Origin of the sequence: Shewanella sp. DAU305 (assembly GCF_026802235.1) — a bacterium.
Taxonomy (GTDB): domain Bacteria; phylum Pseudomonadota; class Gammaproteobacteria; order Enterobacterales; family Shewanellaceae; genus Shewanella; species Shewanella baltica.
This window is the reverse complement of the sequence record NZ_CP113808.1, coordinates 1,026,337-1,051,895: the sequence shown is the minus strand read 5'-3', so window position 1 is coordinate 1,051,895 and position 25,559 is coordinate 1,026,337. Positions and strand designations below refer to the sequence as shown.

General features: G+C 45.6%; 24 protein-coding genes. 14 read left to right on the top strand and 10 right to left on the bottom strand.

Annotated features, from left to right (window positions below):
* The first annotated feature begins 3 nt into the window (after positions 1-3).
* Positions 4-720 carry an SPOR domain-containing protein gene (locus OX890_RS04670; protein WP_012088109.1) on the top strand — a complete coding sequence of 239 codons (717 nt, stop codon included), beginning with the start codon at positions 4-6 and terminating at the stop codon, positions 718-720.
* 356 nt (positions 721-1,076) lie between these two features.
* Complete coding sequence (locus OX890_RS04665; protein WP_006083282.1) at positions 1,077-1,301, top strand: hypothetical protein; 225 nt, start codon at positions 1,077-1,079, stop codon at positions 1,299-1,301.
* A gap of 206 nt (positions 1,302-1,507) precedes the next feature.
* Here OX890_RS04665 and OX890_RS04660 read toward each other — a convergent pair whose 3' ends face one another.
* Genes OX890_RS04660 through OX890_RS04650 form a run of 3 tightly spaced genes read right to left on the bottom strand, consistent with a single transcriptional unit; the run spans position 1,508 to position 3,864 of the window.
* On the bottom strand, positions 1,508-2,446 hold the full coding sequence (locus tag OX890_RS04660; protein WP_006087061.1) for an SPFH domain-containing protein: 939 nt from the start codon (positions 2,444-2,446) through the stop codon (positions 1,508-1,510).
* Entirely contained in the window at positions 2,446-3,381 is a 936-nt protein-coding gene (locus OX890_RS04655) for an SPFH domain-containing protein (RefSeq protein WP_006083284.1), read from the bottom strand. The genes OX890_RS04660 and OX890_RS04655 overlap by 1 nt, the downstream gene beginning before the upstream one ends.
* Before the next feature lie 12 nt (positions 3,382-3,393).
* Positions 3,394-3,864 carry an NfeD family protein gene (locus OX890_RS04650; RefSeq protein WP_126491065.1) on the bottom strand — a complete coding sequence of 157 codons (471 nt, stop codon included), beginning with the start codon at positions 3,862-3,864 and terminating at the stop codon, positions 3,394-3,396.
* Positions 3,865-4,338: 474 nt separating this feature from the next.
* On the opposite strand from OX890_RS04650, the gene OX890_RS04645 reads away from it, so the two are divergent.
* Positions 4,339-5,091: an outer membrane protein OmpK gene (locus OX890_RS04645; RefSeq protein WP_126491064.1), complete on the top strand. Its 753-nt coding sequence runs from the start codon at positions 4,339-4,341 to the stop codon at positions 5,089-5,091.
* 102 nt (positions 5,092-5,193) lie between these two features.
* On the opposite strand, the gene udp is transcribed toward OX890_RS04645, so the two are convergent.
* Positions 5,194-5,952, bottom strand: a complete 759-nt coding sequence (gene udp, locus OX890_RS04640) for a uridine phosphorylase (RefSeq protein WP_006083287.1) — start codon at positions 5,950-5,952, stop codon at positions 5,194-5,196.
* A 413-nt stretch (positions 5,953-6,365) separates the two neighbouring features.
* Here udp and OX890_RS04635 point away from each other — a divergent pair, with 413 nt between their 5' ends.
* Entirely contained in the window at positions 6,366-6,578 is a 213-nt protein-coding gene (locus OX890_RS04635) for a YdcH family protein (protein WP_006083288.1), read from the top strand.
* Positions 6,579-6,642: 64 nt separating this feature from the next.
* Here OX890_RS04635 and OX890_RS04630 read toward each other — a convergent pair whose 3' ends face one another.
* Positions 6,643-7,818 (bottom strand): type III PLP-dependent enzyme, encoded by a 1,176-nt coding sequence (locus tag OX890_RS04630; protein WP_006083289.1) that lies wholly within the window; start codon positions 7,816-7,818, stop codon positions 6,643-6,645.
* Positions 7,819-8,195: 377 nt separating this feature from the next.
* Positions 8,196-8,675 carry a hypothetical protein gene (locus OX890_RS04625; RefSeq protein WP_011847957.1) on the bottom strand — a complete coding sequence of 160 codons (480 nt, stop codon included), beginning with the start codon at positions 8,673-8,675 and terminating at the stop codon, positions 8,196-8,198.
* 170 nt (positions 8,676-8,845) lie between these two features.
* Here OX890_RS04625 and OX890_RS04620 point away from each other — a divergent pair, with 170 nt between their 5' ends.
* The 7 genes from OX890_RS04620 to OX890_RS04590 all read left to right on the top strand — a co-directional run bounded on the left by OX890_RS04620 (position 8,846) and on the right by OX890_RS04590 (position 17,935).
* Positions 8,846-9,682, top strand: coding sequence for a mechanosensitive ion channel family protein (locus tag OX890_RS04620; RefSeq protein WP_011847958.1), 837 nt, complete (start codon positions 8,846-8,848; stop codon positions 9,680-9,682).
* Positions 9,683-9,800: 118 nt separating this feature from the next.
* Positions 9,801-11,336 (top strand): tetratricopeptide repeat protein, encoded by a 1,536-nt coding sequence (locus OX890_RS04615; protein ID WP_268650156.1) that lies wholly within the window; start codon positions 9,801-9,803, stop codon positions 11,334-11,336.
* Between the two features lie 236 nt (positions 11,337-11,572).
* Complete coding sequence (locus tag OX890_RS04610; RefSeq protein WP_115335641.1) at positions 11,573-12,346, top strand: substrate-binding periplasmic protein; 774 nt, start codon at positions 11,573-11,575, stop codon at positions 12,344-12,346.
* Positions 12,347-12,843: 497 nt separating this feature from the next.
* Complete coding sequence (locus OX890_RS04605) at positions 12,844-13,173, top strand: c-type cytochrome (RefSeq protein WP_268650155.1); 330 nt, start codon at positions 12,844-12,846, stop codon at positions 13,171-13,173.
* A gap of 193 nt (positions 13,174-13,366) precedes the next feature.
* Complete coding sequence (locus OX890_RS04600; RefSeq protein ID WP_259522112.1) at positions 13,367-15,091, top strand: DUF3373 domain-containing protein; 1,725 nt, start codon at positions 13,367-13,369, stop codon at positions 15,089-15,091.
* A 55-nt stretch (positions 15,092-15,146) separates the two neighbouring features.
* On the top strand, positions 15,147-16,535 hold the full coding sequence (locus tag OX890_RS04595; protein ID WP_107946426.1) for a tetrathionate reductase family octaheme c-type cytochrome: 1,389 nt from the start codon (positions 15,147-15,149) through the stop codon (positions 16,533-16,535).
* Positions 16,536-16,774: 239 nt separating this feature from the next.
* Positions 16,775-17,935, top strand: a complete 1,161-nt coding sequence (locus OX890_RS04590; RefSeq protein WP_268650154.1) for a putative sulfate/molybdate transporter — start codon at positions 16,775-16,777, stop codon at positions 17,933-17,935.
* A gap of 119 nt (positions 17,936-18,054) precedes the next feature.
* On the opposite strand, the gene OX890_RS04585 is transcribed toward OX890_RS04590, so the two are convergent.
* Genes OX890_RS04585 through OX890_RS04575 form a run of 3 tightly spaced genes read right to left on the bottom strand, consistent with a single transcriptional unit; the run spans position 18,055 to position 20,818 of the window.
* Positions 18,055-19,047 carry a polysaccharide deacetylase family protein gene (locus OX890_RS04585; protein ID WP_006087074.1) on the bottom strand — a complete coding sequence of 331 codons (993 nt, stop codon included), beginning with the start codon at positions 19,045-19,047 and terminating at the stop codon, positions 18,055-18,057.
* A complete protein-coding gene (locus OX890_RS04580; protein ID WP_268650153.1) occupies positions 19,044-19,682 on the bottom strand; it encodes an ester cyclase in 639 nt (212 codons plus the stop codon). The genes OX890_RS04585 and OX890_RS04580 overlap by 4 nt, the downstream gene beginning before the upstream one ends.
* Complete coding sequence (locus OX890_RS04575) at positions 19,682-20,818, bottom strand: alkene reductase (protein WP_268650152.1); 1,137 nt, start codon at positions 20,816-20,818, stop codon at positions 19,682-19,684. Before OX890_RS04575 ends, OX890_RS04580 begins: the two co-directional genes overlap by 1 nt.
* Positions 20,819-20,929: 111 nt before the next feature.
* Here OX890_RS04575 and OX890_RS04570 point away from each other — a divergent pair, with 111 nt between their 5' ends.
* The 3 genes from OX890_RS04570 to OX890_RS04560 all read left to right on the top strand — a co-directional run bounded on the left by OX890_RS04570 (position 20,930) and on the right by OX890_RS04560 (position 23,500).
* Complete coding sequence (locus OX890_RS04570; protein ID WP_006087077.1) at positions 20,930-21,841, top strand: LysR family transcriptional regulator; 912 nt, start codon at positions 20,930-20,932, stop codon at positions 21,839-21,841.
* 408 nt (positions 21,842-22,249) lie between these two features.
* Positions 22,250-23,077, top strand: coding sequence for a hypothetical protein (locus tag OX890_RS04565; RefSeq protein ID WP_006087078.1), 828 nt, complete (start codon positions 22,250-22,252; stop codon positions 23,075-23,077).
* Between the two features lie 96 nt (positions 23,078-23,173).
* A complete protein-coding gene (locus OX890_RS04560) occupies positions 23,174-23,500 on the top strand; it encodes a DUF7716 domain-containing protein (RefSeq protein WP_006087079.1) in 327 nt (108 codons plus the stop codon).
* Between the two features lie 64 nt (positions 23,501-23,564).
* On the opposite strand, the gene OX890_RS04555 is transcribed toward OX890_RS04560, so the two are convergent.
* Positions 23,565-25,376 (bottom strand): sensor histidine kinase, encoded by a 1,812-nt coding sequence (locus OX890_RS04555; RefSeq protein WP_268650591.1) that lies wholly within the window; start codon positions 25,374-25,376, stop codon positions 23,565-23,567.
* Positions 25,377-25,559 lie beyond the last annotated feature (183 nt).

The window sequence follows — 25,559 nt, the reverse complement described above, 5'->3', positions numbered from 1 at the left end:
GCCATGAGTAATCGCGATTATGCCAATAGAAGGCCGCAGTCGGGCGCTAAACCGCGCCCAGTCCGCGCGACTCGCCCAACCCGAGCAAAGCCTTCACAATCTAAATCAGCGCCGCGTAAGAAGCTGCCGCTGACGCTGATAGGCTTTGTCATACTCGCTGTGGGTTGTTTCGTCTATTTTCTATGGAGCATTAAAGATAATGCTCAGCAAGAAGAGCAGCCGAGGCCAACTCCGGCTAAGAAAACTGAAGTCCGAGTTAAGCCGCAAGAAAATGTGGTGCTCACCCCTAAGGTGAAAGAACCCGAGCGTAAAGCCGTCGTTATTCCTGTGGCGACAGAGGAGACAGCAGAGCCTGTTGCTCCGCCGAAGAAGGACCCTAACGCTCTGCCGCCTCAACCGAAGGAAGAATGGACCTATCTCAGTGAGCTTGAAAACAAGCATGTTGAAGTCGATATTCCCGATGTGGTCGCGAGCCGAACACCGATGCAATATCAGTTGCAGTGTGCTTCTTTCCGCCAAGAATCACAGGCGAACGAGATGAAAGCCGTGATCGCTTTCCAAGGTTTAGAGGCGCAAGTAAGACAGGTCGAAGGTACGACAGGTATGTGGTACAAAGTCGCTTTAGGTCCTTACGAACGTAAGCGTGATGCAGAACGTAAGCGTCATACGCTACAAAATGCGGGGATTAATGGTTGTCAGATTCTGGCAATCCCTAAATAAGGCTTCACCCTTTCTAGGCTTATTTTAATAAGCCTAGTCACAAAAAATAGCGGCCAGCGTTTATAGCTCGTCGCTATTTTTTATCCGCTAGACTTAATGTGATCTCGCTTTAGCTTGCCACATAACATCACTCACTATTTACCCAAGCTCACCTCGACATCCCCAGTTTTAAACAGCCCTATTTTTTAATAGTACTGTTTTGTTAAATCTATAACTGATTATTTATAAACAACAAAATCCTTTATTAATAAAGATTAATATGCAGTTTAATTGACCTAGATCAAACTTAGGCGTATCTCTTAAGTAACAGCAAGACTGTTGTATCTGTGTCAAATCCAACCTTAGGGTGAAGTATTATGAATGCATTAATAGAGATAGAAGCCACCGAATTCAGCCAACTTTTCAAAAGTGGTGACATGCTAGGAATTAGAATGTTTATGGAGCATGTTCGCATGCCGCTGGATGTTCAAGACAAGATTTATGACGAAATTTCAGCGCTTCAGCAATTAGAACAAAACCAAATTGCGAAACTCATTGAAACCCACGCCCATTCCCAAATTCATGAACGCCTAGCTTATTAGCCTTCCATTCAATGAAAAATTTATCTATGCCCAACTGCAGCTTCTGGCGGTTCATTCAACAGAAGCTGTATGATCTCCCCCTCTCCTCTACACTATCCACCACACAAACCGTCACACACATCACCCAATTACAGCCAAAAAATAAGGCCAAATACCTGAGTATTTGACCTTAATGATCTAGCTAGTTTCAGATGTTAACCACAGCCTTAGCTCGGTTTTTCTTCCGTTAAGCCTATGCTATTCATCCAGTAATCGAAATCCACCATATTACCCGGCAATACCACTCGGCTATTCTTCTGGCTTAAGCCATCGAGCTGTTTAAAGTACTGTTCACCAAGTTGCATCCGCAGGGCATTGTGGCCACCCGGCGCAGCAATAACTGTGGCAAGACGTTCGATCGATTCCGCCGTCGCACGGGAAATAGTTAAAATTTCCTCAGCCTTACCTTCAGCTTCGTTAATACGTCGCTGCATCTCACCTTCAGAGCGGTTTACCGTCTCAGCTTTAACACCTTCTGAACGGTTAATCTTGCTCTGCTTGTCGCCTTCACTCTTAGCCAATAATGCCCGGCGCTCACGTTCAGCATTCACTTGCATTTCCATGGCATTTTTAACGGTTTCAGGTGGGGTGATATTTTTAATCTCATAACGATGCACGCGTATTCCCCACATGGCACCGGCTTGATCTAATACCTGCACGACCTTGGCAGAAATCACATCACGCTCTTCGAACGTGCGGTCAAGGTCCAGCGTCCCAATGACAGAGCGTGTGGTGGTTTGCGCCAACTGGATAGCCGCGTAGCGATAATCGGTAATACCGTAACTGGCTTTGACTGGGTCGGTCACAGAGATATAAATCACCCCGTCCACTTCAACGTTAACTTCGTCGCTCGAAAAACACTCCTGCGGCGGTACATCGATGGTCTCTTCTTTCAAATCATGAATGAAAGCGACTTTGTCCACAAAGGGGATCAAGGTATGGAAACCCGCATCTAAGGTGCTGTGGTACTTACCTAAACGCTCAACAATATAAGCCGATTTAGTGGGTACTAGGCGAATTGATTGGAAAAGCTTAATCACGAAAATGGCAAAAATCAGTCCCCAAATTGCCATCACAATCAAATCTGTATCTAATGGAATATTCATTATCGCGCTCCTTTGCCACTATTATTCTGGCCACTCACAGTCTGAGTAACTTGCTCCATGCCTTCGAAGAAACCTTCAAGTTTCGCCATTTCAGCGGGGACCACAGAGACTTGTGCATCATTGAGGATCTTGCCAACCTGAGCAATAAACTGCTCTTTTAATAACATATTCATCGCATCGGTGCCGCCATTAACCGCTAACGCCTGCGAGATCATTGCCATGCCTTCGGATTTCGCTTTAGCGATAATAGCAATCTCTTGCCCGGTACCTTTGGCTTCATTAATCCGTTTCTGCTTTTGACCTTCTGACAGGTTAATCGCCTCTTGGCGCTCACCCTCAGACATATTAATCATCGCCGCTTTTTCCGCATTGGCTAAGGTGATTTCGGCGCGTTTTCGACGTTCAGCTTCCATTTGTTTCTCAAGTGTATGGATCACATGGCGCGAAGGCGTAATATTACGAATTTCATAGCGCAAGACTTTGATCCCCCAAGGCTCAGACGCCTTATCGATTTCCCGCACTATGGATTCATTCAAGCTATCACGCTCGGAGAATGTCTCACTCAAACTCAGCTTACCAATCTCAGAACGCATTGTAGTTTGGGCTAAATTCACCGCCGCTTTACGGTAGTTTTCAATACCATAACTCGCCAATTTGCCGTCCATCACTTTTAGATAGACTAAGCCGTCCACTTCCAGTTGAGTGTTATCTTTAGAGATACAACTCTGTGGCGGCACATCTAATACTTGCTCACGGGTATCGTGACGGTAGGAGACGCGGTCGAAGAAAGGGATCAAAAAATGAAATCCAGGGCTTAATACTGCACGGAATTTGCCAAGACGCTCAATGACATGCACTTCACGCATCGGCACGATAAGCATCAACTTATAGAGAATAAAAAAGATAAATAAAATGACTAAGGTAAATACAAACATAGATTCCATCCTTTAGTTTTTGGAAGCTTCTATTGAAATAGGCTCAACGACTAGAGCGATATTTTCACGACAAATAATTCTGACTTCGGTCCCCGCAGCAATAGTGGTGCCATCGCCCAGCGCTGGCCATTCACTCCCCTGAAATTCCACCCGCCCAGGTGCTTGCCCAGGACCTATGGTCTGCTTTACGCGAACAATTTGATTGTATAGATCGATTGCTTCATCCGTGTTATCCACATGGGAATCACCACCAACGAGCCTTTGAGTCACTTGTCTGAAGGTCAATAACAGCACTATGGCCGAGATAAACCATAGGGTCATGCTCTGCACTACGCCTTCGACTAGCCCTATGGCTAACGCGCCAGCCACGACTAAACAAGCCGCCCCCAGCAACACTATGATGCCACCGGGAACCACTATTTCGGCGAGCATGAATACTAGCCCCACCACTGCCCACACTAAAATCGGATTTGAAAACTCCATATTTCCCCCTGAAATGAGAGTGTCCTTGCAGCAACTATAACAGCAGCTTTTCGGATAAGCGACATAATATGTCAAAATTTACGAAGCTAAACGCGCAATCAATCGCCTATGTATTAAGCCTCATTCTCCCACATCCACACGGCAATGCCCTTAGGTTGTTTTAAAATTAAGCATAATCAATTCAAAAAGATAGCTAACCTCAAAGGAAACACTCATACAATAAGAATAAAATCCATTTAAAATCAATTGGCTAAAAATTGATTTTAACCATAATGATTATGTGATTTTGACAACAACATTCGATAAAAACTTTGAATAAATGTAAATTTTTGCATATATTGCCCCCACTTTTGTGCCAGTCCTTTGACGTACACCCACGCTAGGTTTGAACTTACCCATCAAACCATGCCATAGGTCAGAGAGCGGATTGAGTAAGACACGAATTAACTTCGACCTATACAACAGGAAATAACAATGAAAAAAACATGCCTATGCCTAGCACTCATGCTTTCTCCTCAAGCATTTGCGGGTGACTTAGTACAATGGTGGGATTTCAGTGCAACAGCTCTCTATGGTGAAGACTACGATTTAGCACCATCGGACAAACAAGCCACTATCACCTTAGAAACGGCGGGCGGCTGGAAATACGGTGATTGGTTTGCCTTCCAAGACTTTATCTATTTCAAAGGCAACGATACAGGCATGGAAAGCACCACCTATGGTGAAATTTCGCCACGCTTCAGTGCCAGTAAAATCCTCGGCGAGAAAATCGCCTTTGGCCCAGTGACAGATTTGTCTCTGGCACTGACCTATGAAGAAGGTGAAGGCCCAGTTCACAGCCTGCTGTACGGTTTAGGCGTTGATGTCGTCGTGCCTTATTTCACTTACCTGAACTTTAATACCTATCGCCGCAATGGCATGAGCACAGGTAACAACAGTGACGGCTGGCAGTTCACCCCAGTATTTCGCATCGACATTCCAGTTGGCTCAGCCAACATAGTGCTCGATGGCTTTATCGACTGGGTATTTGCCACCGATGATAATGGCTACGAACAGAACTTCCACTTCAATCCACAGTTAAAATACGATCTTGGTAAGAGTCTGTTCGGTGATCATCAAGCCAATAAATTATTGGTGGGTATCGAATACGATCTGTGGACCAATAAATACGGTGTGAAAGGCGTCGATCAAGACACTTACTCTGTGATTGCCCAATACCACTTCTAATCGGTATCGGCATAGTTTTAAAGCAACAAAAAAGGTGCCATTGGCACCTTTTTTAGTTTGTTCACTCACTTTGCAGGGGAGTGTCGCTTAGCGTAATAAAAATTAGGCTAACAGTTTTTTCGCTGCAGCAACCACGATAGAAACCGCACTTACTTCGGTTTTCTTCATTGTGGCTTCATCAGGAATTTCTTGTTGGGTGCGGTTTACAATCACACCAGCAACACAGGCTGCACGCCAGCCTTGAGTGGCACACATAGTGAACAAAGTGGAAGATTCCATCTCATAGTTCAGTACGCCCATATCTTGCCATTCTTTCATTGAACCCGCGAAACGACGCGTTACACGGCCAGTGACAGTGTCATAACGCTCTTGGCCTGGGTAGAAAGTATCAGAAGAAGCCGTTACGCCAATGTGTGGCTCTACACCTGCATCGCGACACGCTGCAACCATAGCAGTGGTACATTCAAAGTTTGCAACCGCAGGGAACTCCATAGGTGCAAAGTGTAAGCTCGCGCCATCTAAACGCACTGAAGCTTGAGTCACAATTACATCGCCCACATTCACATGGGGTTGAATTGCGCCTGTAGTACCAACGCGCAGGAAGGTATTCACACCTAACTGTGCAAGTTCTTCTACTGCGATAGAAGTAGATGGACCACCGATACCGGTTGAACACACTACTACTGGCTTGCCATCGGCATAAGCTAAATAGCTTGTATACTCGCGGTGGCTAGCAAGAAACGTCGCATTGTCCATTAGTTCGGCAATACGTTTTACGCGCTCTGGATCACCAGGAACGATTGCCAAAGTTGCACCATCGAGCATTGCTTTGGTCAAACCTAAATGAAATACATCAGCCATTGTGAAAACCCCTTTCATTTTTGATAATTAAATTCTTATAAAATCGACTTTAACCTAGTATCGAAGCGGTGAAGGTTAACTTGATCACAGAATTATCGGCAAGAAGTAATTGTTTAGTCGTAATGAAATTACCAATTACCCTCGCATCTGCTCACAAGATAGCAAATTTGCCCGCGCAGCGAATGTCAGTCTGATTTATGCCTAACAAAGTGTGAACCAGATCCTAATCACATGCTATAGACAGCGGCCGAAATCATCTAATCCAATGATTTATAAGTGATTAAAATAAATCATCATTTAGTATTAATCTGAAGCAGGGAGAAGAGTGATCTAAGTCACGTTTCACTGTAGAGTGAAAGGTTAGGGTTAAGGCGAAACCAGAAGTGTAGTAGATGACGACAAGGAGAATGCCGATGTTTCCAGAGTACAGAGAATTAATTTCCACCCTGAAAACCCAAGATGCTCATTTTCAACGTAAGTTTAACGAGCATAATCAGTTAGACGAGGAAATCAAACAACTGGAAAAACGTGTCGCCAGTGATTTCAATCCGACAGTGAAAGAGCTCAAAAGCAGAAAGTTACACCTAAAAGAAGAGATTTATCAGATCCTCAAATCCCACGAGTAATCCCAAACTTCTTTAGTTAACAACAAGGGCGCCTAAGCGCCCTTATTCATGTCATCGCAATCGCTTACAGATAGTAATCTTTCAGCGGTGGGAAACCGTTAAAGCACACTGCAGAATACGTCGTCGTATAAGCGCCAGCAGTTAACCAATACATGCGGTCACCAATGGCTAAGTCATTCGGTAAACCGTAGCTGTAGTGCTCATACATGATATCGGCACTGTCGCAGGTTGGGCCGGCAATCACGCATTTATCCAGCTCGCCTTGACGATCAGTATAAATTGGGAACTTAATCGCCTCGTCCATCGTTTCAATCAAGCCTGAGAATTTACCCACATCGGTAAATACCCAACGCTCTAACGCTGTGTAGGATTTTTTGCTGATCAGTACCACTTCAGACACTAAAATCCCCGCGTTAGAAATCAACGAACGACCTGGCTCCAGAATAATTTGCGGTAAATCGTCACCGAAATCTTCCTTCAGGAAGTGAGTGATCTGCTCGGCATACACACCCAATTGATTGGTTTTATCAATATAGTTAGCAGGGAAACCGCCGCCCATGTTGATCATCTTCAAGGTGATATTGTGCTCATCACGCAGACGGTCGAAAATGCTTTTCACTTTACCAATGGCAGAATCCCAAGCACCGATGTCACGTTGCTGTGAACCGACGTGAAACGAAATACCAAAAGGTTCTAAACCCAATTCCTGCGCCAATACTAATAGCTCATAGGCCATTTCGTTTTGGCAGCCGAATTTACGCGATAACGGCCAATCAGCCGTGTCTGTACCTTCGGTCAAAATGCGCACGTAAATACGCGATCCCGGTGCTTCTTCGGCGATCATTCGCAGATCAGCTTCTGAGTCGGATGCATACATACGCACGCCGCGCTCATAAAATGCACGTACATCTTGACGCTTTTTAATGGTATTGCCGTAGCTGACTCGGTCGGTTGTCACGCCGACATTCATGACCATATCTAGTTCATAAATTGAGGCAATATCAAAGTTTGACCCTTTATCTTTAAGTAAAGATAAGATCTCGGCCGCGGGGTTTGCCTTAACTGCATAATAAACGTTGGCGTAAGGAAAACTATTAACCATGTCATCGTATTGTTTCGCTATGATACTGGTATCAATCACTACGAACGGGGTTGCTTTGTCTTTGGCAAACGCTTCAATACGCTTGAATGTGTCCATGTCATAATAGTCAGCAACATCAATAGATTGAAATTGGCTCATTGGGCCAGAGTCTCCTTTGGGTCAGGTAGATAAAAGTGAGTGTAATGTCTTAAAAAACGTGCGCAGTAAACGATATTTTCTCGCTTTACGCAACGAATTTTTATGCTGAATTTATAACTTTTTATTCCACAATATTTTAAGGGGCTAAACCACCAAAAAAAGCCTCTATAAAACAAATGATTATGCACACAAACCCTAAGGTAAATTTGTGTGCATTATCAGAATAAAAAGTGAATTTTTTACGACGTTATCGCAAAGGAGATGGATAGACTGGCTCAAGCCAACATTTCCATCCCAAAGCGATAAGCTTGAGGGGCGAGCGCACCAAGAAAGAAGGCTAATGTGATGCTTTAAAATAGGTCAGTTAAATTGAATCGTTACTGCGGCTGATTCAATTTTGCGAGTGCTTGGCCCAAGGCTTCACTGGAATCAAAATAGGCGATATCTAAAATATTACGCTGATTGAGCAATATCATAGTGGCCATATCTTTGGTATCGGGTAATAAACGACTGATCTCACCTTCCCTATCTAACCCAATCGCAAAGGGTAAATCTTGCATTTGTGGCACAGCAACAAACTTAGCGATTAAAGAAGGCATGCCACTGATATCCGCGACATAAACTAACCCAGCAGGCATTTGAGTCATACTCAGAGGCGTGAGTGCTTCTTTAATCACATCGCCGCCTTTCATGCTGCGGCTAAAGAGTAAAACTTGAGTTTCATCTGTCACACTTATCGTTTGATCATTTTGATCGAGAAGTGAAATAGGATTAATCGCATCGCCAGCAACATAACTCGCAGCATACGCCCACATGGGGGTTAATAGACAAGACAGACATAACAACAGCGTTTTCATAAACACTCGACTCCATTATTGGATAGGCGGACAGCATACCTGACTCCCCCTATCGACTCATTAAACCAACCGCGATTACATGATACGCTTCACACATGCATGGCGAATAAGTATTTGATGGGATTTCTGCGCTATAATCGCACAGTTAAGTTTATTACAAGGATATCATAATGATAACACCTGGACTCGATCAGGAATTGCAGCAACTACAAGGCGTTTATCAGCTGATCACAGAGTTTCTAGTCACCTACAGCTTCCAATTGGTCGGCGCTTTGCTGATCTTTTTACTGGGTTTGTGGGTCGCTAGTAAGGCATCACGTTTAGTCGCAAAACAGTTCGAAAAACACAATATCGACATTACCTTAAGCAATTTTGTCAGTAACCTTATCCGCATTCTGATCATCATCATGGTCGGGATCATCGCCCTCGGCAAAATTGGCATCAGCGTCACCCCTATGGTAGCAGCCATTGGTGCAGCCTCCTTAGGTGCTGGCTTAGCCTTACAAGGCATGTTAGCCAACTATGCCGCCGGCGTGACCATTATCGTCACCCGTCCTTTCGTTGTGGGAAACACTATCGAAATCAAAGGGGAAAGCGGCGTCGTTAAACGTATTCACTTAGGCATGACCATTCTGAGTAATGAGGAAGGCGAACAAATCAGCATTCCCAATAAGCATATCGTCGGTGAGATCCTGCATAATTCCTTTAGCAATAAACTGGTCGAAACCCAGTTTAATCTCAGTTACAACACAGATCCCGAACGGGCCATTAGTGTGATCACTGAGTTATTGAGCAACAATCCCTATGTCTATCAAGAGACCATGCCCAATATCGGCATCAATGGTTTTAATGCTATCGGGATTGAAATGGGAGTGCGCTATTGGGTGCCCACGCAAAGCTATTTTCAGCATAAATATAAGGTGAACTTAGCACTCTACAACGCCCTTAAGCAGGCGGGAATCGAGATTGCCTGCCCCATCAGAGAGATCCATCTGCAAGATAAATAACGCTAATGATCATGGGGTTGACCGGCGTAGTCGGTCAACCTAGCCCACATTGTAAACTTGCATTCTTGTACGAATTTACGTTTACTATGCTCCCAAATATCGATAGTGATGGATTACTATGTTGTTGATACTCATAATTATTGCTTTTGTTGTACTGTTTATTTTCTTCGCTAAATATCAAAAAAAACAAGCTCAAGCCGAAGCGCTTGCCGCAGGAGAGCCCAATGCGCTACTCCATCATGGCATCGCACTGATTAATAAAGATCAAGTAGAAACAGGCTTAGATTTTATTCATCAAGCCGTGGATAAAGGGCTGGCCGTTGCGGCTATCACTCTTGCCGAATTATATTCGGGTCGATTCCCACAAGTGCCAGCCGATACTAAAGCCTCGAACGATTGGTATAAAAAAGCGGCCGAACTCGATGCCCAATACTTATCACTGTTAACGCTACCGAATTTGCTTTCGCCTGAAGCGCAAACTCGGGAAGATCTAGAAATGCTGGAGGCTCAGCTCAAATCCAATGCTGAAGCAGGCGACGCCGCCTTTCAGTATGAACTCGGGCTTTTATATGAAAGGCAGCCTTTACTCGATCCAGATGCGACTCAAGCAATTGATTGGTTTGAAAAAGCCGCAGCCCAGCAACATCCAGATGCCGATTACCACCTAGGGGCGCTTTATTGGCATGACAAACGAGTGACGTCTGACTTTGCCAAAGCGAGGCAGTACTTTGAAAAGGCGGCGGCTAATGGCGATGAACTGGCCAAAGAGCACTTAGGCAATATGCTCCTCGCTGGCCAAGGTGGGCCAAAAGATGTAGCTCGTGCAGAGGCTTTGCTCAGCGAACAAGCCGAAGACAATGATTTCAGACAATTTTACTTGGGTAGACGCTTCTTTTATGGCGAAGATTTTCCAGTGGATTATGTCAAGGCCCGTTATTGGTTAACGAAATCCTTTGAAGCAGGTAATAGCTTTGCTCAGGTCACGTTGGCCAATCTTTTACTCGTCGACCCGCAAAATGATGATGACTACCTAAAAGCCAAAAATTACTACGAAGAACTCATCACAGAATGGAATGAGGACGCCCTATCAGGCTTAGGCAAAATACATGAACAAGGCTTAGGCGTGAGCCGCCAGCCGATTAAAGCGTTAATGTATTATCAGCTCGCGGCCATGAGCCATAGCGCTGATCACCTAAAAGAATTAGCTAGATTGAGTCAACAATTAGGCACCTTAGAGATAAGAGAGGCCGAGCGGCTGCGTGACAGTTTCTTGCATCAGTATCCGATCCCCACTGAGCAACAAGCCTATTTCTATGGCAACAAGGCTGAATCGTTTCTAAGTGGTGAAAATCCTACGCGAGAGGATCTACAGGCAGCAGAAGCTTGGTACATCAAATCGGCAGAGCTAGGTAATGAAAATGCCATGCAAGAACTGGTGGACATTTACAGTACGGAGCGATTAAACAAGCCAGTACAAGTGTTTATTTGGTCTAGCTTATTACTGCGTCATTTTGGCAAATACGGTATGAATAGCGATCAGTTGCTCTACCAAACTAGCGCTAAATCTTGCTTAACAGAATCTGAACTTGCCTACGCCGAAACCCAAATTGAGGCCATTGAAACTCAATTAACGCCCTATCTTGAGTCTGTATAGGTAAGTTTCGCAGCAGCGAATGAGTCCCAGAAAAGGTTTGGCCAAATTAAATAAGCCAAACCTTTTAGTGGCAAAATAGAGTGCATTTATAATTACTTAAAAAGCACAGTGGATTTATAAGCACTACAATCATTGTATTCACTAAACCTGTACGGCTAAATGACTAGACATAAAACCTAGTCGGATTAACTGTCCAGCCCGATAATTAAAACTGACCATTTTAATAGGCAAGATGAATGAGGCTGATACTGATAATCGTCATTTCATGCTTATTTCTGCCCCAAGCGAGAGCAGAAACCTCTGCTATTGTCTGGCAAGCACACTGTCGCGATAGGCATCCTGTTATTTATTTCGAAAATGGTGAATGCAAAGGCCCAGGTGCTGCGGTGATCAATCAAGTTATCACCCATCTAGGTCACAAGGTAAATTGGAGTAATGTGCCTTGGGCACGCACGATTAAAGTCGCCGAAACGGGACAAGTCGACCTCATTCCCGTCCATTCGATGACACCCGAGCGCAACGATTTTCTGGACCCTATGCTACTGGGCTACGACAAGCGCTACGTCTATTACTTTGCCCTTGCGAATCGACAGCTTGAGGTCAAAAATTTCGATGAATTAAAGCCTTATATCATTGGCGCACTCAGAGGCGCTTTTTACTGTCCGCAGTTCAATGACAATCAAAACCAACTAAAAGTGTCTTTTGTTAATGATAACGGCCAGTTAATCAATATGTTGAAGGCAGAACGTATCGATTTAGCCATCACCTCCGAACAACATGAGATGCCATTCTTTGCTAAAGATCCCCAACTTAAGCAGATGGAATACGTCGACATCAGCAAGAACGGTCGCTATTTCAGCATTCCGCTCAAGTCGCCACTGCATCAATATGCCAAGCAAGTTCACCAGATAGTCGACGACATGCGCACCTCAGGCGAAATCACTCGGCTATTTGAATCCTATGGTGTCGAGCCTCCGCTAAATCTCACCGAATCGCCCACCACTCACTAAGCTGATAGTCAGTCCCGAGTCCCTATTCGCCTAGACTGTTTAGGCTTATACGGTTCAGAAACACTCATCAAACCCGAGCCAAAAACTAAAAATATCTGATCATGCTGTGGCATTTTCAGCTTAGTGCCACATCCCTCCACCATCTCGCTAATTTTAAAATAGCTACTTTTGTTAATGCATATTTTACAAAGTGTTAACCAAGTCACAGTCACTTTTTGCGTGTTAAGTACCAAACACGACAGGTAAAATCGTCATGGCTAATTTAGCTAAAAAATCAACCTATTGGTTTTACTGAAATAAAAATGACGTAAACCGCGACAAAATATAGTCAATTAGATTTTTATCAATGATATTTTTATCAATTAGATTTTTTTAATGGAAGTGATGCACCTCAAATTTATCCGCTGTATTTTTTGATAAATTTCTTCACAAGGCGGAATCAATAAAAACACTTCGCCAACAAAGTCATACAAATGACCACAAACGTAAGGAACGAGATGATGAAAACGTCAACCAAGGTAGCAATAGCAATGGCCGTAATCGGCAGCTTAGGTATCAATGCCTACGCAGCAGACGGTGGTAACCCAAAGAAAGGTAAACATTTATACAAAAAAGAATGTAAAGCCTGCCACAGCCAAGGTGGCGAAGGCGGTGAACTCACCCCGATGACCAAGACCATGAGCCAATGGGATCGCTTCTTTGATAAAGATAAGCACAAACTCAAACCAGAGGTATTCAACGGCTTCACAGAACAAGACCTCAAGGACATACAGCAATTTTTGTATGACCACGCCGCCGACTCAGACCAACCACAAACCTGCGGCTGATCTCTGCCAATTTAACGGCCTAAGGCAATGGTAGAAAGCAGCCCTGCAACTGCGACCTAACTCATTGACTTAAAGAATTTAAAAACCCAATGCGAGAAAAATGGGGAAACACCTCAGGGACTCCTATTGGGTAAATTTGGCGAAATGCTTCTTAGCGAGATAGCGCCAACAGAAAAACTCAGGGAGAAACCTTATGCGTACCCTTATCTCAATACTCGTTGCTAATGCCTTGTTTATGTCGGGCCAAGCCCTTGCTGCACCGAACGATGTGCAAAGTGAAACGCAAAAAATTACCGAACTCAAGCAGCAACTTGCCGATATTACCGAGCAATTGGATGACCTTAATGATCGCGTAGATAAAACCGAGCGACACACATCCTTAGATCGACTTGAAATTACAGGTGATTTCCGCACTAAAGCCCATTCATTGCATTACCAAGATGTAGTCTGGAGCCCCGCGATGAAGGTTAACTTCAACGACTTTGGCGCCAAAGCTATGTCTGGCGCCTTCGGCATGCCCAACGATCTAAATTCGCCACTTGGAAAAATGATGCAAGCCAATCCAGACCTTGCCGCCGCCTTCCAAAATGGCATGTTGCAGGGCGTGATGCCCTATGTGCTCGCCCCCAAAAGCGTGCAGGACATAGATAACGACATCTACTACACCACTCGTTTGCGCCTCAACCTCAAGGCAAAAGTATGGGATAACGTCAGCTTTGCTGGCCGTCTCAGTATGTTCAAAAACTGGGGCGACTCAACAGGAGTGCAAGTATTTGACTCTTGGCGGTCTTTCACTATGGATGGCACCAGCAGCGGCAATACCAGTGGCGACTGGCTGCGGGTCGAACGCGCCTATTTTGACTGGAAAAAAATCAACGGCTCCGAGTTTTATCTCTCCATTGGCCGTCGCCCTTCAACCTATGGCCCACCAAGCCACTACCGTGAAAACGAGCTACGCGGCGGCACGCCTTCAGGCCATTTAGTTAACTTCAACTTCGATGGCGCGACCTTAGGTTATAACCTAGGGGAAATCACCGGAATAGAAGGCCAAGTCGTCCGCTTCTGCTACGGCCAAGGCTTTGAATCACAATGGGGCAATGGCGAAATGTTCGGTGACATAGTCACTAAAGATACTCACCTCGGCGGTTTTAATATCGATGCCATCAACGATGGAACTAACTTCCTGCAATTCACCCTGTTTGGCGCGAAAAACGTAAATGACGGCTTTAAAGGCACTATGGCCTTTCCAACCCAACTGGCGGGAATTTTTGCTCCGACCATGTACCAAGATATGCAAAAGTTCGACAACTTTAACTTTGTTACCCGAGTACAACCCAGCGGTGTGATTGGTGACATGTACTTAGGCGGGATTGGCTTTGCACGGGAAGAAGCAAACGATATCAAATGGTTTGCCTCACTCGGCTGGACTCGCGCCGAGCCCAATGGCAACGCAGGTATGTTTGGTGGCATGTTATCCGATGCTATCTTCGAGGCTGAGTTAAATAGCACTGGTACTGAGATCATTATGGTGCCTAAAACCAGTGACGATAGTGATACCAAAGACGGTTACGGCATCTATGTCGGCGTACAAATTCCTGCACCCTACGGTAAGTTTGGTCTGGAATATAACTATGGTTCTAAATATTGGACACCCTTCACCCAAGCCCAAGACGACCCTATCGGTAGCAAACTTGCCACCCGTGGTCATGTGGCCGAAGCCTATTACATCTTTGATATCAATCCCAAAATGTTTATCAAACTGGCCGGGCTTTACTACGACTATGAATACACAGGTAGCGGCACACCTGTGGGTGCTCCGCAAAAAATTGATGATGTATTAGCCGGTACGGCTTATTCCATGTTGCCTGTGGTTGATACCGCCTTCGACGTGAACGCCTCACTCACAATTAACTTCTAATCCGTCATAGATAACAGCCATTAGCCCTCGGTCAAGCCGAGGGCGGGAGTACAAAATGAAAAGACTCTTACTCATTGCCTTGGCGGGTATGACATTAAATACCTATGCCGCCAATCCACATAAAGAAGTGCTCGAGGGCCCCTTTGCGACGGGTACGCAAGTCACGGCACAATGTTTAGTGTGCCATGAAGACCAAGCCACAGACGTAATGAAAACCTCCCACTGGACTTGGGAGTTAGAACAAAAGCTGCCAGACAGAACCGTACTTAGGGGCAAAAAGAACAGTATCAATAACTTCTGCACCTCAATTTCAGGCAACGAACCTCGCTGTACCAGCTGCCATGCGGGCTACGGCTGGAAAGATAACGATTTTGATTTTAAAGATAAAACTAAAGTCGATTGCCTTGTCTGCCACGATACGACTGGAACTTATGTAAAAGATCCTGCAGGCGCGGGCGAGCCAATGGCAAAACTCGACTTAGCTAAAATCGCCCAAAATGTCGGTAAGCCCGTTCGCGACAACTGCGGCAGTTGCCACTTCTATGGCGGAGGTGGCGATGCGGTGAAACATGGCGATCTTGACTCTTCCATGTCTTACCCAGACAAAGCGACCGATGTGCACATGGATAGCGACGGTAATGACTTTCAATGTCAGAACTGCCACACCACTGAAAAACATCAGATATCGGGCAATGCGATGGGCGTATCTCCCGGTGGTATAGACCATATTGGTTGTGAAAACTGCCACGACAGCGCACCGCACAGCAATAAGAAGCTCAACACTCATACGGCAACGGTTGCCTGTCAAACCTGCCATATCCCTTACTTTGCTAAGAATGAACCCACCAAAATGCGTTGGGATTGGTCAACCGCAGGCGAGGATAAACCAGAAGCCGTTGACCAATACGGCAAACACACCTACCAGAAGAAAAAAGGCAATTTTGTCTGGGAGAAAATGGTTAAACCCCAATACGCTTGGTATAACGGTACAGCCAATGCGTACATGACAGGCGATAAAATGGACCCGAATGCCATCACAAAACTCACCTACCCCATAGGCGATATCAATGATGCAAAAGCGAAAATTTATCCCTTTAAAGTTCACACTGGTAAGCAGATTTACGACAAAAAACTCAATATCTTTGTGACCGCTAAAGTCTATGGCAAAGGCGGTTACTGGAGCGATTTCGATTGGAGCTTAGCTGCCAAACTCGGAATGGAAGCCAACCCGACTATGGTAGAAAAAGGCCTGAAATACAGTGGCGAATATGGCTTTGCTGAAACAGAAATGTGGTGGCGTATCAACCATATGGTGTCACCTAAAGCACAGGCCTTAAATTGCAACGACTGCCATAACAAAGGCTCAAGACTCGATTGGCAAGCCCTAGGTTATCAAGGTGACCCAATGAAGAATAAACAAGGACCAAAACATAAACAGCCTTAATTAAGCCATTCCCTGCAATACCCTTTGAGATCTTAGTGCTTCACTAAGATCTCTTTTTTATGATGTTGCCACTCTGGCACAAACGCAGACATTTAGACTCAGCCAGTCTTCTACCTTGCCCCAGTTTGTCTCACTGGGTGACGATTCACGGTAGTTTGACTCTGTCTATCCGCCAAATCATCTGATTTTTATGGCATTTATTTTGCGTAGTCATAGCGTGTTCAATTACGGCAATCAGTATGACCTCGGGCAAAATATCCCAAACAGTATCCCATCTTTCATTCAACCGTTTACTCGGTGAAACCAGTGGTGCCTTTGCCGACTTAGGCACTTTTTTGCCTTTGGTGTTGGGGCTGATTGCCCTCAATCAATTTTCACCCCAAGGAATTTTCCTAGGCTTTGGGCTATTCGCTATCTTAAGCGCGCTGTTTTACCGTCACCCGATTCCCGTGCAACCGATGAAGGTCATCGCTGCACTAGTCATAGCCCAAGGCTTAACGCCAGGAATGCTCCAAGCCAGTGCCATGTTGATGGGCGTAATCCTGCTAATATTGGCCTTTAGCGGCGCCATTACTTGGTTAGCAAAACAGTTATCCCAAGCAGTAAGTGTTGGCATTCAACTCGCCATAGGTCTGCAACTGATGTGGATGGGCACTAAGATGATGAGTGAGTTTTGGCTGCTTGGCGTGGGAGCTTTTGTCCTGTTATTTATCAGTAAATTTTTGCCGCTGCGCTACCTTGCCATGCCCTTAGTCATAGCGGCGGGGATGATTTGGCAAGCCAGTACACAAACTAGTTTAGCCACTAACCTTGATATTCAAGCAATGACAGCGCCATTTCAATTAGCGTGGCCGACATCTATTGAGTGGACCTCTGCCGCCCTTTTGTTGGTTTTGCCACAACTGGCTCTCACCTTAACCAATGCAGTGATTGCTACATCTGTAATGGCACAGGAGAAATACCCTGAAGATGCCGCCAAACTCACACCCAAAAACTTCGCCATTAGCTCAGGTCTTGCCAACTTATTGCTCGCGCCCTTTGGTGCCTCGGCCATGTGCCACGGTGCGGGCGGACTTGCGGTGCAATACCATTTTGGTGCTCGCACTTATCTGGCGCCGTTAATTTTTGGCAGTACGTGCTTAATGATAGCCCTGTGTTGGGGTACTAATATCGCTTGGCTATTAAGCCTTATTCCTATGGCAATCCTCGGCAGTTTACTGACCACTGCGGGGCTACAATTAGCATGGTCGAAACGCTTAATCGATGGTAAGCCCTTCTGTATCTTTGTGATTTTATCAACCGCTGTGACTTGCCTCGCTATCAACGCCGCTGCGGGACTTGCCGTGGGGATCATTCTGGAGCAAGGTCGCCGCACTTGGGCCATGTTCGCCACGCGTTAATCGCTTCCGACCCGCAGTAATAAGGTTCCCAAAATCAAACAGCGCGTTAAACAACGCGCTTTTTGTTAACCATTACACCTCTTCCAACTGCCATCAACGAGAACGAGAGTTATAGCAGGCTAAAAGGTTCTTGCAGGATTGGTCGGCGTGTCCTTTTGCGCCAGCGCCCATTTAGCAATGGCATCTTTACGCATAAAGCCTACGTTAGTGTGACCTTTAGCGTACTGAATAAACTTATCTAAAGCGGTCACCAATCCAGGAGCGCCACCAATACGGTCATGCACACTGATCGACATCATCCGTCGCTGCGTCGAACCTTCTTGATAGAGCATATCGAACTCATCCTTTAGTTCCTGCAAAAAGGCCGCGGCAGTCATAGCAGTATTGCCACCAAAACGGCCGATATCATTGTTACGTAAAGTGTAAGGCACAACTGCAAAGGGCTTATTTCCTACAGGGATAATTGAAGGTTCGTCCCGCGATAGATCATCGATATGATAAATAAAACCTAAGTCCTGCAAAATATTGAGGGTTTGAGTGCTATGGCGCATCCAAAAGGCATTAAAACCTAAGGGGCGCTGACCTGTGATCCTTTGCAGCGTCTCAATACTCGCCACATAGGAGGCGCGTTCCTCTGCTGGCGACATGCTGTATTGTGGCGTCCACGTTTGTCCGTGACCCGAAATCTCATGCCCCTCATCTGCAACTTGTTTGGCAAGTTGAGGATGTAGCTCGGCGGCGCGCCCAACCATGTGAGAAGTCACCTTGATATTGTGCTTACGCCACAAGCGCAGCAGCCTTGGAATGCCTTCGTTCATACCGTAATCGTACCAAGTCGGGGTGATGGTATCTGGGTAGCCCTTTTCCATCGGCGGAAACGGCCCTTCGGCATTTTTATCTTGAGCACCTGCTTCAAACTGCATTGAGATTGAAATCACTAACTGCTCACCACTTGGCCAAAATATTTTGTTCATACCACTGCCACCTGAACTTTTGGAGTCATTTTCTAAGGTATCTAATGAGGGTAAACCAATAGCAAGCGCCGTTTGGCTTAGGCCGAACCCAGCAGCGATGGCACCACCTGCCATTAAAAATCGTCGACGTTGATTCATGATTGAGTCCCTGTAGCTAATTGAGAAAATAGCGTTTGATAATCTTCGAGGTGCCAGTTATCTGTGATGAAACCATCCCGTACTCGATACATGTCAACAGCACGAAAATCGATTTTCTGCCCTTGGCCTTTTTGCTCACCAAAGACACCAGTGAAGCGGCCATTAAAACGCAGTCGTACCACTGCACGATCGCCAACTATTAGCAAATGCTCAACTGAAACAGAGAGATCGGGGACCGCTGCCCTAAATGCCTTTGAGGCTTCGAGTGAACCCGTGATTCCCTGTGCGCGGCCAGCGGGCAGAGTACGGTCGATAAAACCAGTCGCCAATGCGCCGTGGGCAAAACTTGCATCGCCCGTGTGCCAAAAACTGGCATATAACAAAGCGGCGCGGGCGATAGCCAGTGCCTGCGGTGATTCATCAGAAATCGTTTCCATTGCCGCCACTTTTGGCACTAATGTCGCTCGCACTTTAGCACTATCCTGTGTTGTTGCCCCTTGAGCGGCTAACGCATCCATGCTCAGACTTGCTAAGCTAAAACCCACAATAGCGATACCTATAAAGCCTGAAAACCATAGACTTAAACTAAGCCAAGCGGGTAAGCGCTGAACATACAAAGTGTTAACCCGATCCATTATGCCACCTCATCGTCAGCGGATCGGATGACGGCTCTCAATGCTTCGTTGTGTGTAGGATAATCTGTATAACCCGCCGCACTACCGCCAAACAAGGGCCCTTTGTCGAATGCAGATAAAGGCAATTGATGCATTAAACGGTAAGGCAAATCAGGATTCGCAATAAAAGGTCGACCGAAGGCAACTAAGTCCGCATAACCGTTATCAATCACTTCATTGGCACGCGCCACATCATAGCGACCCGCAACAATAATGCTGCCCTTAAAGACTTTGCGCAGCTCGACTCTAAAGGATTCTGGCACCTGCGGCGCATCATCCCAATCCGCCTCTGAAAGATGTAAATATGCCACGCCCAATGCCGATAAATGCTTAGCCGCTAACAGAATAGTGTCTACAATTTCAGGACACGCCATATCTTTAAACGTCACGTAAGGGGCGAGGCGAACCCCGACTTTATCGGCACCAATTTTCGCACTCACGGCTTGGACAATTTCGAGTAAAAAACGAATGCGATTTTCCTGAGAACCGCCGTAGGCATCAGTTCTGTGGTTTGAATTGGTGCGTAAAAACTGGTCAATCAGATAACCATTGCCGCCGTGAATTTCGATGCCATCAAAACCCGCCGCAACCGCATTCACTCCCGCCTGTGCAAAATCGGCCACAACGCGGTCGATATCGGCTTGCACCATAGCCCTAGGTTCTGGGCAATCCACCATTTGCCCTTCAGGATGCGCTTCATCCACAATCCATACTTTAGTGCCAACGGGCGCAATAGCTGATGGCGCAATCGGGGCATTACCCTGCTGAAAAATCGGGTGCGATACACGGCCAACATGCCAAATTTGATTGAAGATTTTACCACCAGCCTGATGCACTGCCGCTGTGACTTTTTTCCAGCCCTCAATTTGCTCAGCGGTATACACGCCCGGCGTAAATGAATAACCTTGGCTGTCATCGGAGATTTGTGTCGCTTCTGTGATGATTAACCCCGCCGAGGCGCGCTGGGCATAATATTGCGCCATCAGATCATTCGGAATATTGCCTGGCTGCGTAGTACGCGCCCGAGTCATAGGGGCCATCACAATGCGATTGTTTAATGCCAGTGACGCTAATTTATAAGACATGAAAAGACTCATACACACTCCGAACCAGAAATTAAGATGAAACATCAGTGGTGCAATTGTGCATTAGTTAATCTATATTGATAATCAGGCTATTATTAAAATCATTTTCAAAAATAATTTGATATGTATCATTTAAACGATCTGCAATTAGCGCTGCGTATCGCAGCCTTAGAGAGTCTCTCGGCAGCCAGTAAAGAAATAGGCATGACGCCGGCAGCGGCAAGTGCCGCGCTGCAAAGATTAGAGAAAAAGCTAGGATGTCAGCTATTTGCTCGCTCGACGCGGCGCTTACAGCTCACAGAAGAAGGGCGGATCTTTCTCGATTCGGCGAAACCCGCACTGGCGATTCTCGAAACCGCCAGCGCCAATTTAGCCGAACACAGGGGTGAGCTTAAGGGCGAAGTACGCCTCGCCTTACCTTCGGATATTGGCCGCAGCCAGATCCGTGCTTGGCTCGATGAATTGATGGACAGCGCCCCAGAACTGACAGTGCAGCTGTATTTTGGCGATCATATGACAGACTTAATCGACCAAAATATCCATTTGGCTTTGCGCTATGGCCAACTTGACGACTCAAACCTTAAAAGGCGTCAGCTCGCCATGACCCCAAGGGTACTGGTCGCCTCACCCGCTTATCTGGCACAACACGGCACACCAAGCACGCTAAATGAACTGAGCCAACACGCAGTACTGATCTTAAATCGCGGCGGTGAGCCGTGGCAGAAATGGAAGTTAAGTCATAACGGCGCCCCCGTTGAAATCGAAGTCAGGGGCCAACGTTTCTGTAACGATGGCGCAGTGATCCGCGACTGGGCACTCTCAGGTCGTGGGATTGCCTATAAGAGTTGGCTCGATGTGGCGCAAGATGTGACCGAAGGCAGACTCCACTTAGTGCTAGCCGATAAAATAGCCCCGCCGATCCCACTGCAATTGGTATACCTACAAACCGATTATCCCAGCCATAAGATCCGTCGCACCATAGAGTTTTTAGTAGAAAAGCTTGGTCAGTTCGCCCAAAACTATCCACTGCCCTAAATTGCAAACGTCCAAAGTATCCGAATAGAAAACCACGATAAACAAGTGGTCATGTGAAGAAAATAACCACCATCAAGTCGTTGCTAGATGATAGAAAACTAAAAGTAAATATGCCTTATAGGTTTAATGTCGTTGAGATGATGTAGTACCTGTGTCAACCAAAATGTAAGGCCAGAATACTCGAAATCAACGTCACTAATAATGCAAATGTAATGATAAAGCTAAAACGATATCAAGCAATTACCACCAAAGTTGTATAAAAACCACTACCCTGTCAAAACAAATTCCTATAGCATCATTCACACCAATTAACATCGTCGTAGCAGCCAAGTCGAACAACTGATTTATGTCTCGCAAACAACGCTACACATTAATACTCAGACGTTAAGTGAAAGCATTAATTCGAATATGGATAAGAAAGCGAAGAAAATATTATTCTCCACCTACTGGAAAAATGGATGGATAGACTCAAAAGATAGACTTTTATCTGATGGAGATTTTGAGTACGCAAAGTCACAAGGATTGATGTTTGATCCGATTTCGATTTCTCATGATGACTGCATAGATACCATTGCAAAAGTAGTAAAAACAATATCCAGAGCACAAATTGCTAAAGGTTTTTTAAGTAGCCTGACAACTCGCCGCTTAGACTTAAGATCTTCTTTATCATCCTATTCAATTGCCAAAAATATCCCAGAGCATAAATATACACCCGTTATATCCGGCACTTCATATTCCGACGGAAAACCAACTTCACACTCCTACACCTGCGGTGTATGCCGAGACAGCAAATACGGGATAAGGGGCAGTCACAACTATAACAACACAGATATAAACGTATTGAATTTCGAGCGTATCAAATGGGGTGGTGTCCGTCATGGCGATATTTTATATACATATTTTGACTTAAACCAATTTATAAATACGGATATCCCTGACCCAACTGATGAAGACTTAAATTGTTTCAAAGAAATATTAAGCACTATCGAAAGTTCGGAACCTACTGATTATCCCAGTGCCCTTGAAAAAAGATTGGCTAAGGTCGTAAAGTCCAGTAAAGCAGAAAGGCAGGTATTAATAGAGATTTTAGCCAGTATTGGAGTGTTACGATCAAGGAGCTACGATCGCCCTTCTAAAGGCAAAAATGACTGGGTGTTTGCTGAGTATTGGCGAGGTGAAGATAAATACTGCCATAAAACTGTCGATGAATATTTTGGTAAATATCTACAGTTATGAATGAAGTGGATCAGAGATCAAGCGAAGGCTTTTCCATCCCAAAACTAACCGCAAATAAGGCGCGGGAATGACTAGCTGTATCACAAAAGGTGCGTAATGCGTTTAGAATTAACTCTCAAGAACATGTTGGATAAAATTGAATCTTTAGATTGGAAGTGGGATGTATATATACCTTTTAATAAAGAAATTAATGACTCAATATTATGTCTTGTACTTGACGATGACACAGAAGAAGATCGTGGTAGTGATGATGAACCAATTTACCCAACATCTATTGGTTATAAAAGCTTCTTAAGTGTGTCAGATTTGCAAAGTATTAAGAGTAATTTGCTGCAACAAAATTCTGAAGCTGGGCTAAATGAATTAATTAGTGCAGCAAAATATTATTATGAAAATGATGCTTTTATTAATATTAACCGCTAACCAATAAAGGCTGTCGGATGCTCCGCTAATGCGCACATTAAGGGTTACTCATAAGTGTATAACCCTATCCCTTGGGAAGTACGACTGTCACCACACAGCCCTGTTGCCAAGGCAGTAAAGCTTGCGTGGATTGCTGACAGTTTTCGATTTGAATGCTGCCGTGATGGCGGGTGACCACATCCTTACAGATGGCTAAACCTAGGCCTAATCCCGCATCTTTGGTTGAGGCAAAAGATGCCATCAACTCACTCGCCTGCCCCTGTAGCCCTTCGCCATTATCAATAACTAAAACTTTGATTTCATTCGGATGATAATAGATATCGATCCATAATTGACGCACACGATTATCGCCGCAGGTCTCTAGCGCATCTAAACTATTTTTCACGAGATTGACCCACATTTGACTTAAGCCAACGCTATCCCCCATCAGCTCAAAGGGCTCGCCCTGTACCCGCACATTCACTTGCACATTGGCCCGATCTAACTCGCGCCGCAGTAAAGCTAACGCCTCCTTCACCACCAGCACGATATCTAAAGGTTCGGTCTTGGCCTGACGCCGCTTGAGTAAACCGCGAATACGGTGCACAACCGCACCCGCGCGAATCGACTGCGCATTAATTTTCCCAAGCACATCATAAAGTTCAGGATTATCTTGCCCCAGCCTTTCCAGTTGCAGCATGGCACCTTCGCTGTATTGAGTAATGGCGGCTATGGGTTGATTGAGTTCATGGGCAAGGCCAGCGCCAATTTCCCCCAGAATTGCTGCGCTTTGCAATCGCTCAAGCTGCAATGCCTTATCCTTTAATTGCCGCTCAGTATTGAGTAAGAACTCGCTTTTCTGGCGAAACTTATATTCAAGCCACAAGTGATAAATAGTCGAAATAATGAAGATTAATAGCAGCACACCGCCCCATTCTTTATTTTTCGCCATCCATTTGTATACGGTTTGATAGAGTGGCGGCGACGCACCTTGCAGTTGTAATTCCTTAAATAACTCAATCACTTTCAACTGGCTGACTGGCGCCGTCCAGCCCAAAGTATCGGCGGTAATAGCAGCGACATGGTCGGCGGGTAAATCAAATAAGGCGCGGGTGATCGCCATCGTCAGCTTAGGGGCAACCGTATCCGCCGCCGCGAATGACCAGTTGGGGTATAACTGAGTGCTCACCTCACAATCATATCCTGCCGGTTTAGTCGGGTGGATCACCCGATAATCGGCCTGATTAACAAGACCCGTTGCGATCATTTCCTCTAAGGTGCAAAAAGGCGCGATGGCGGCATCGGCGCTGCCGTCACGGACTTGATAGACAAGCGGCTCCAATGGAAAACCGAGAAAGCGCACTTGCCCAAAAAACTGTTCGGGTAAAAAGCCCATTTTATGAAGTAACCCCATGGCCGCCTGATACCCGCCTAATGCCTGCGGATCACTGGCGACCACATTGCGCCCGCGCAAATCCTGCAGGGTCCGGATAGGGCTATCGGCGCGGACAATAATAGTTGCGCCTATGGTAAAAGTGCTGCCCTGATGCTTGCGGCTCTTCATCGTCGCGAGCCAAGACAGCGGGAAGTTATTGCTTAGATGCAGATATTGCCCGGGGTTGGTGACGATAAACTGCAAATCATGGCCGAGTAACTGGCTACGCATACCATTAAAGTCGACGGGCACCACTTCAAAATGGCTATTGGGCACTTGTTCAGTCAGGTAATCCATCATAGGTTGCCAACGCTGCTTGGCCTGTAACACACCATGGTTTGCCAGCACTCCGACTCTAAAGTGATTCACCTGCGGCACGTCATCGGCATAGGACTGATTGAGCCCAATGACACTTAGGCATAATCCCATCACTACCGCTTTACACCAAGAGCCCGTCGTCATCACCGCTATTACCCTGTCTTGTATGCTATTAAACGACTTTAGCGTGCAGATAAAAATCAAGCTGTGAAATGCCGCCAAACTCTGGTTTCTGCCCTAAGATAATCGGCTAATTTAGTGATGAACCTCCCAAGACCTAGGCTTAAAATTGAGCCTGACACAGACGCGGCTTAAGCTGATATAGCT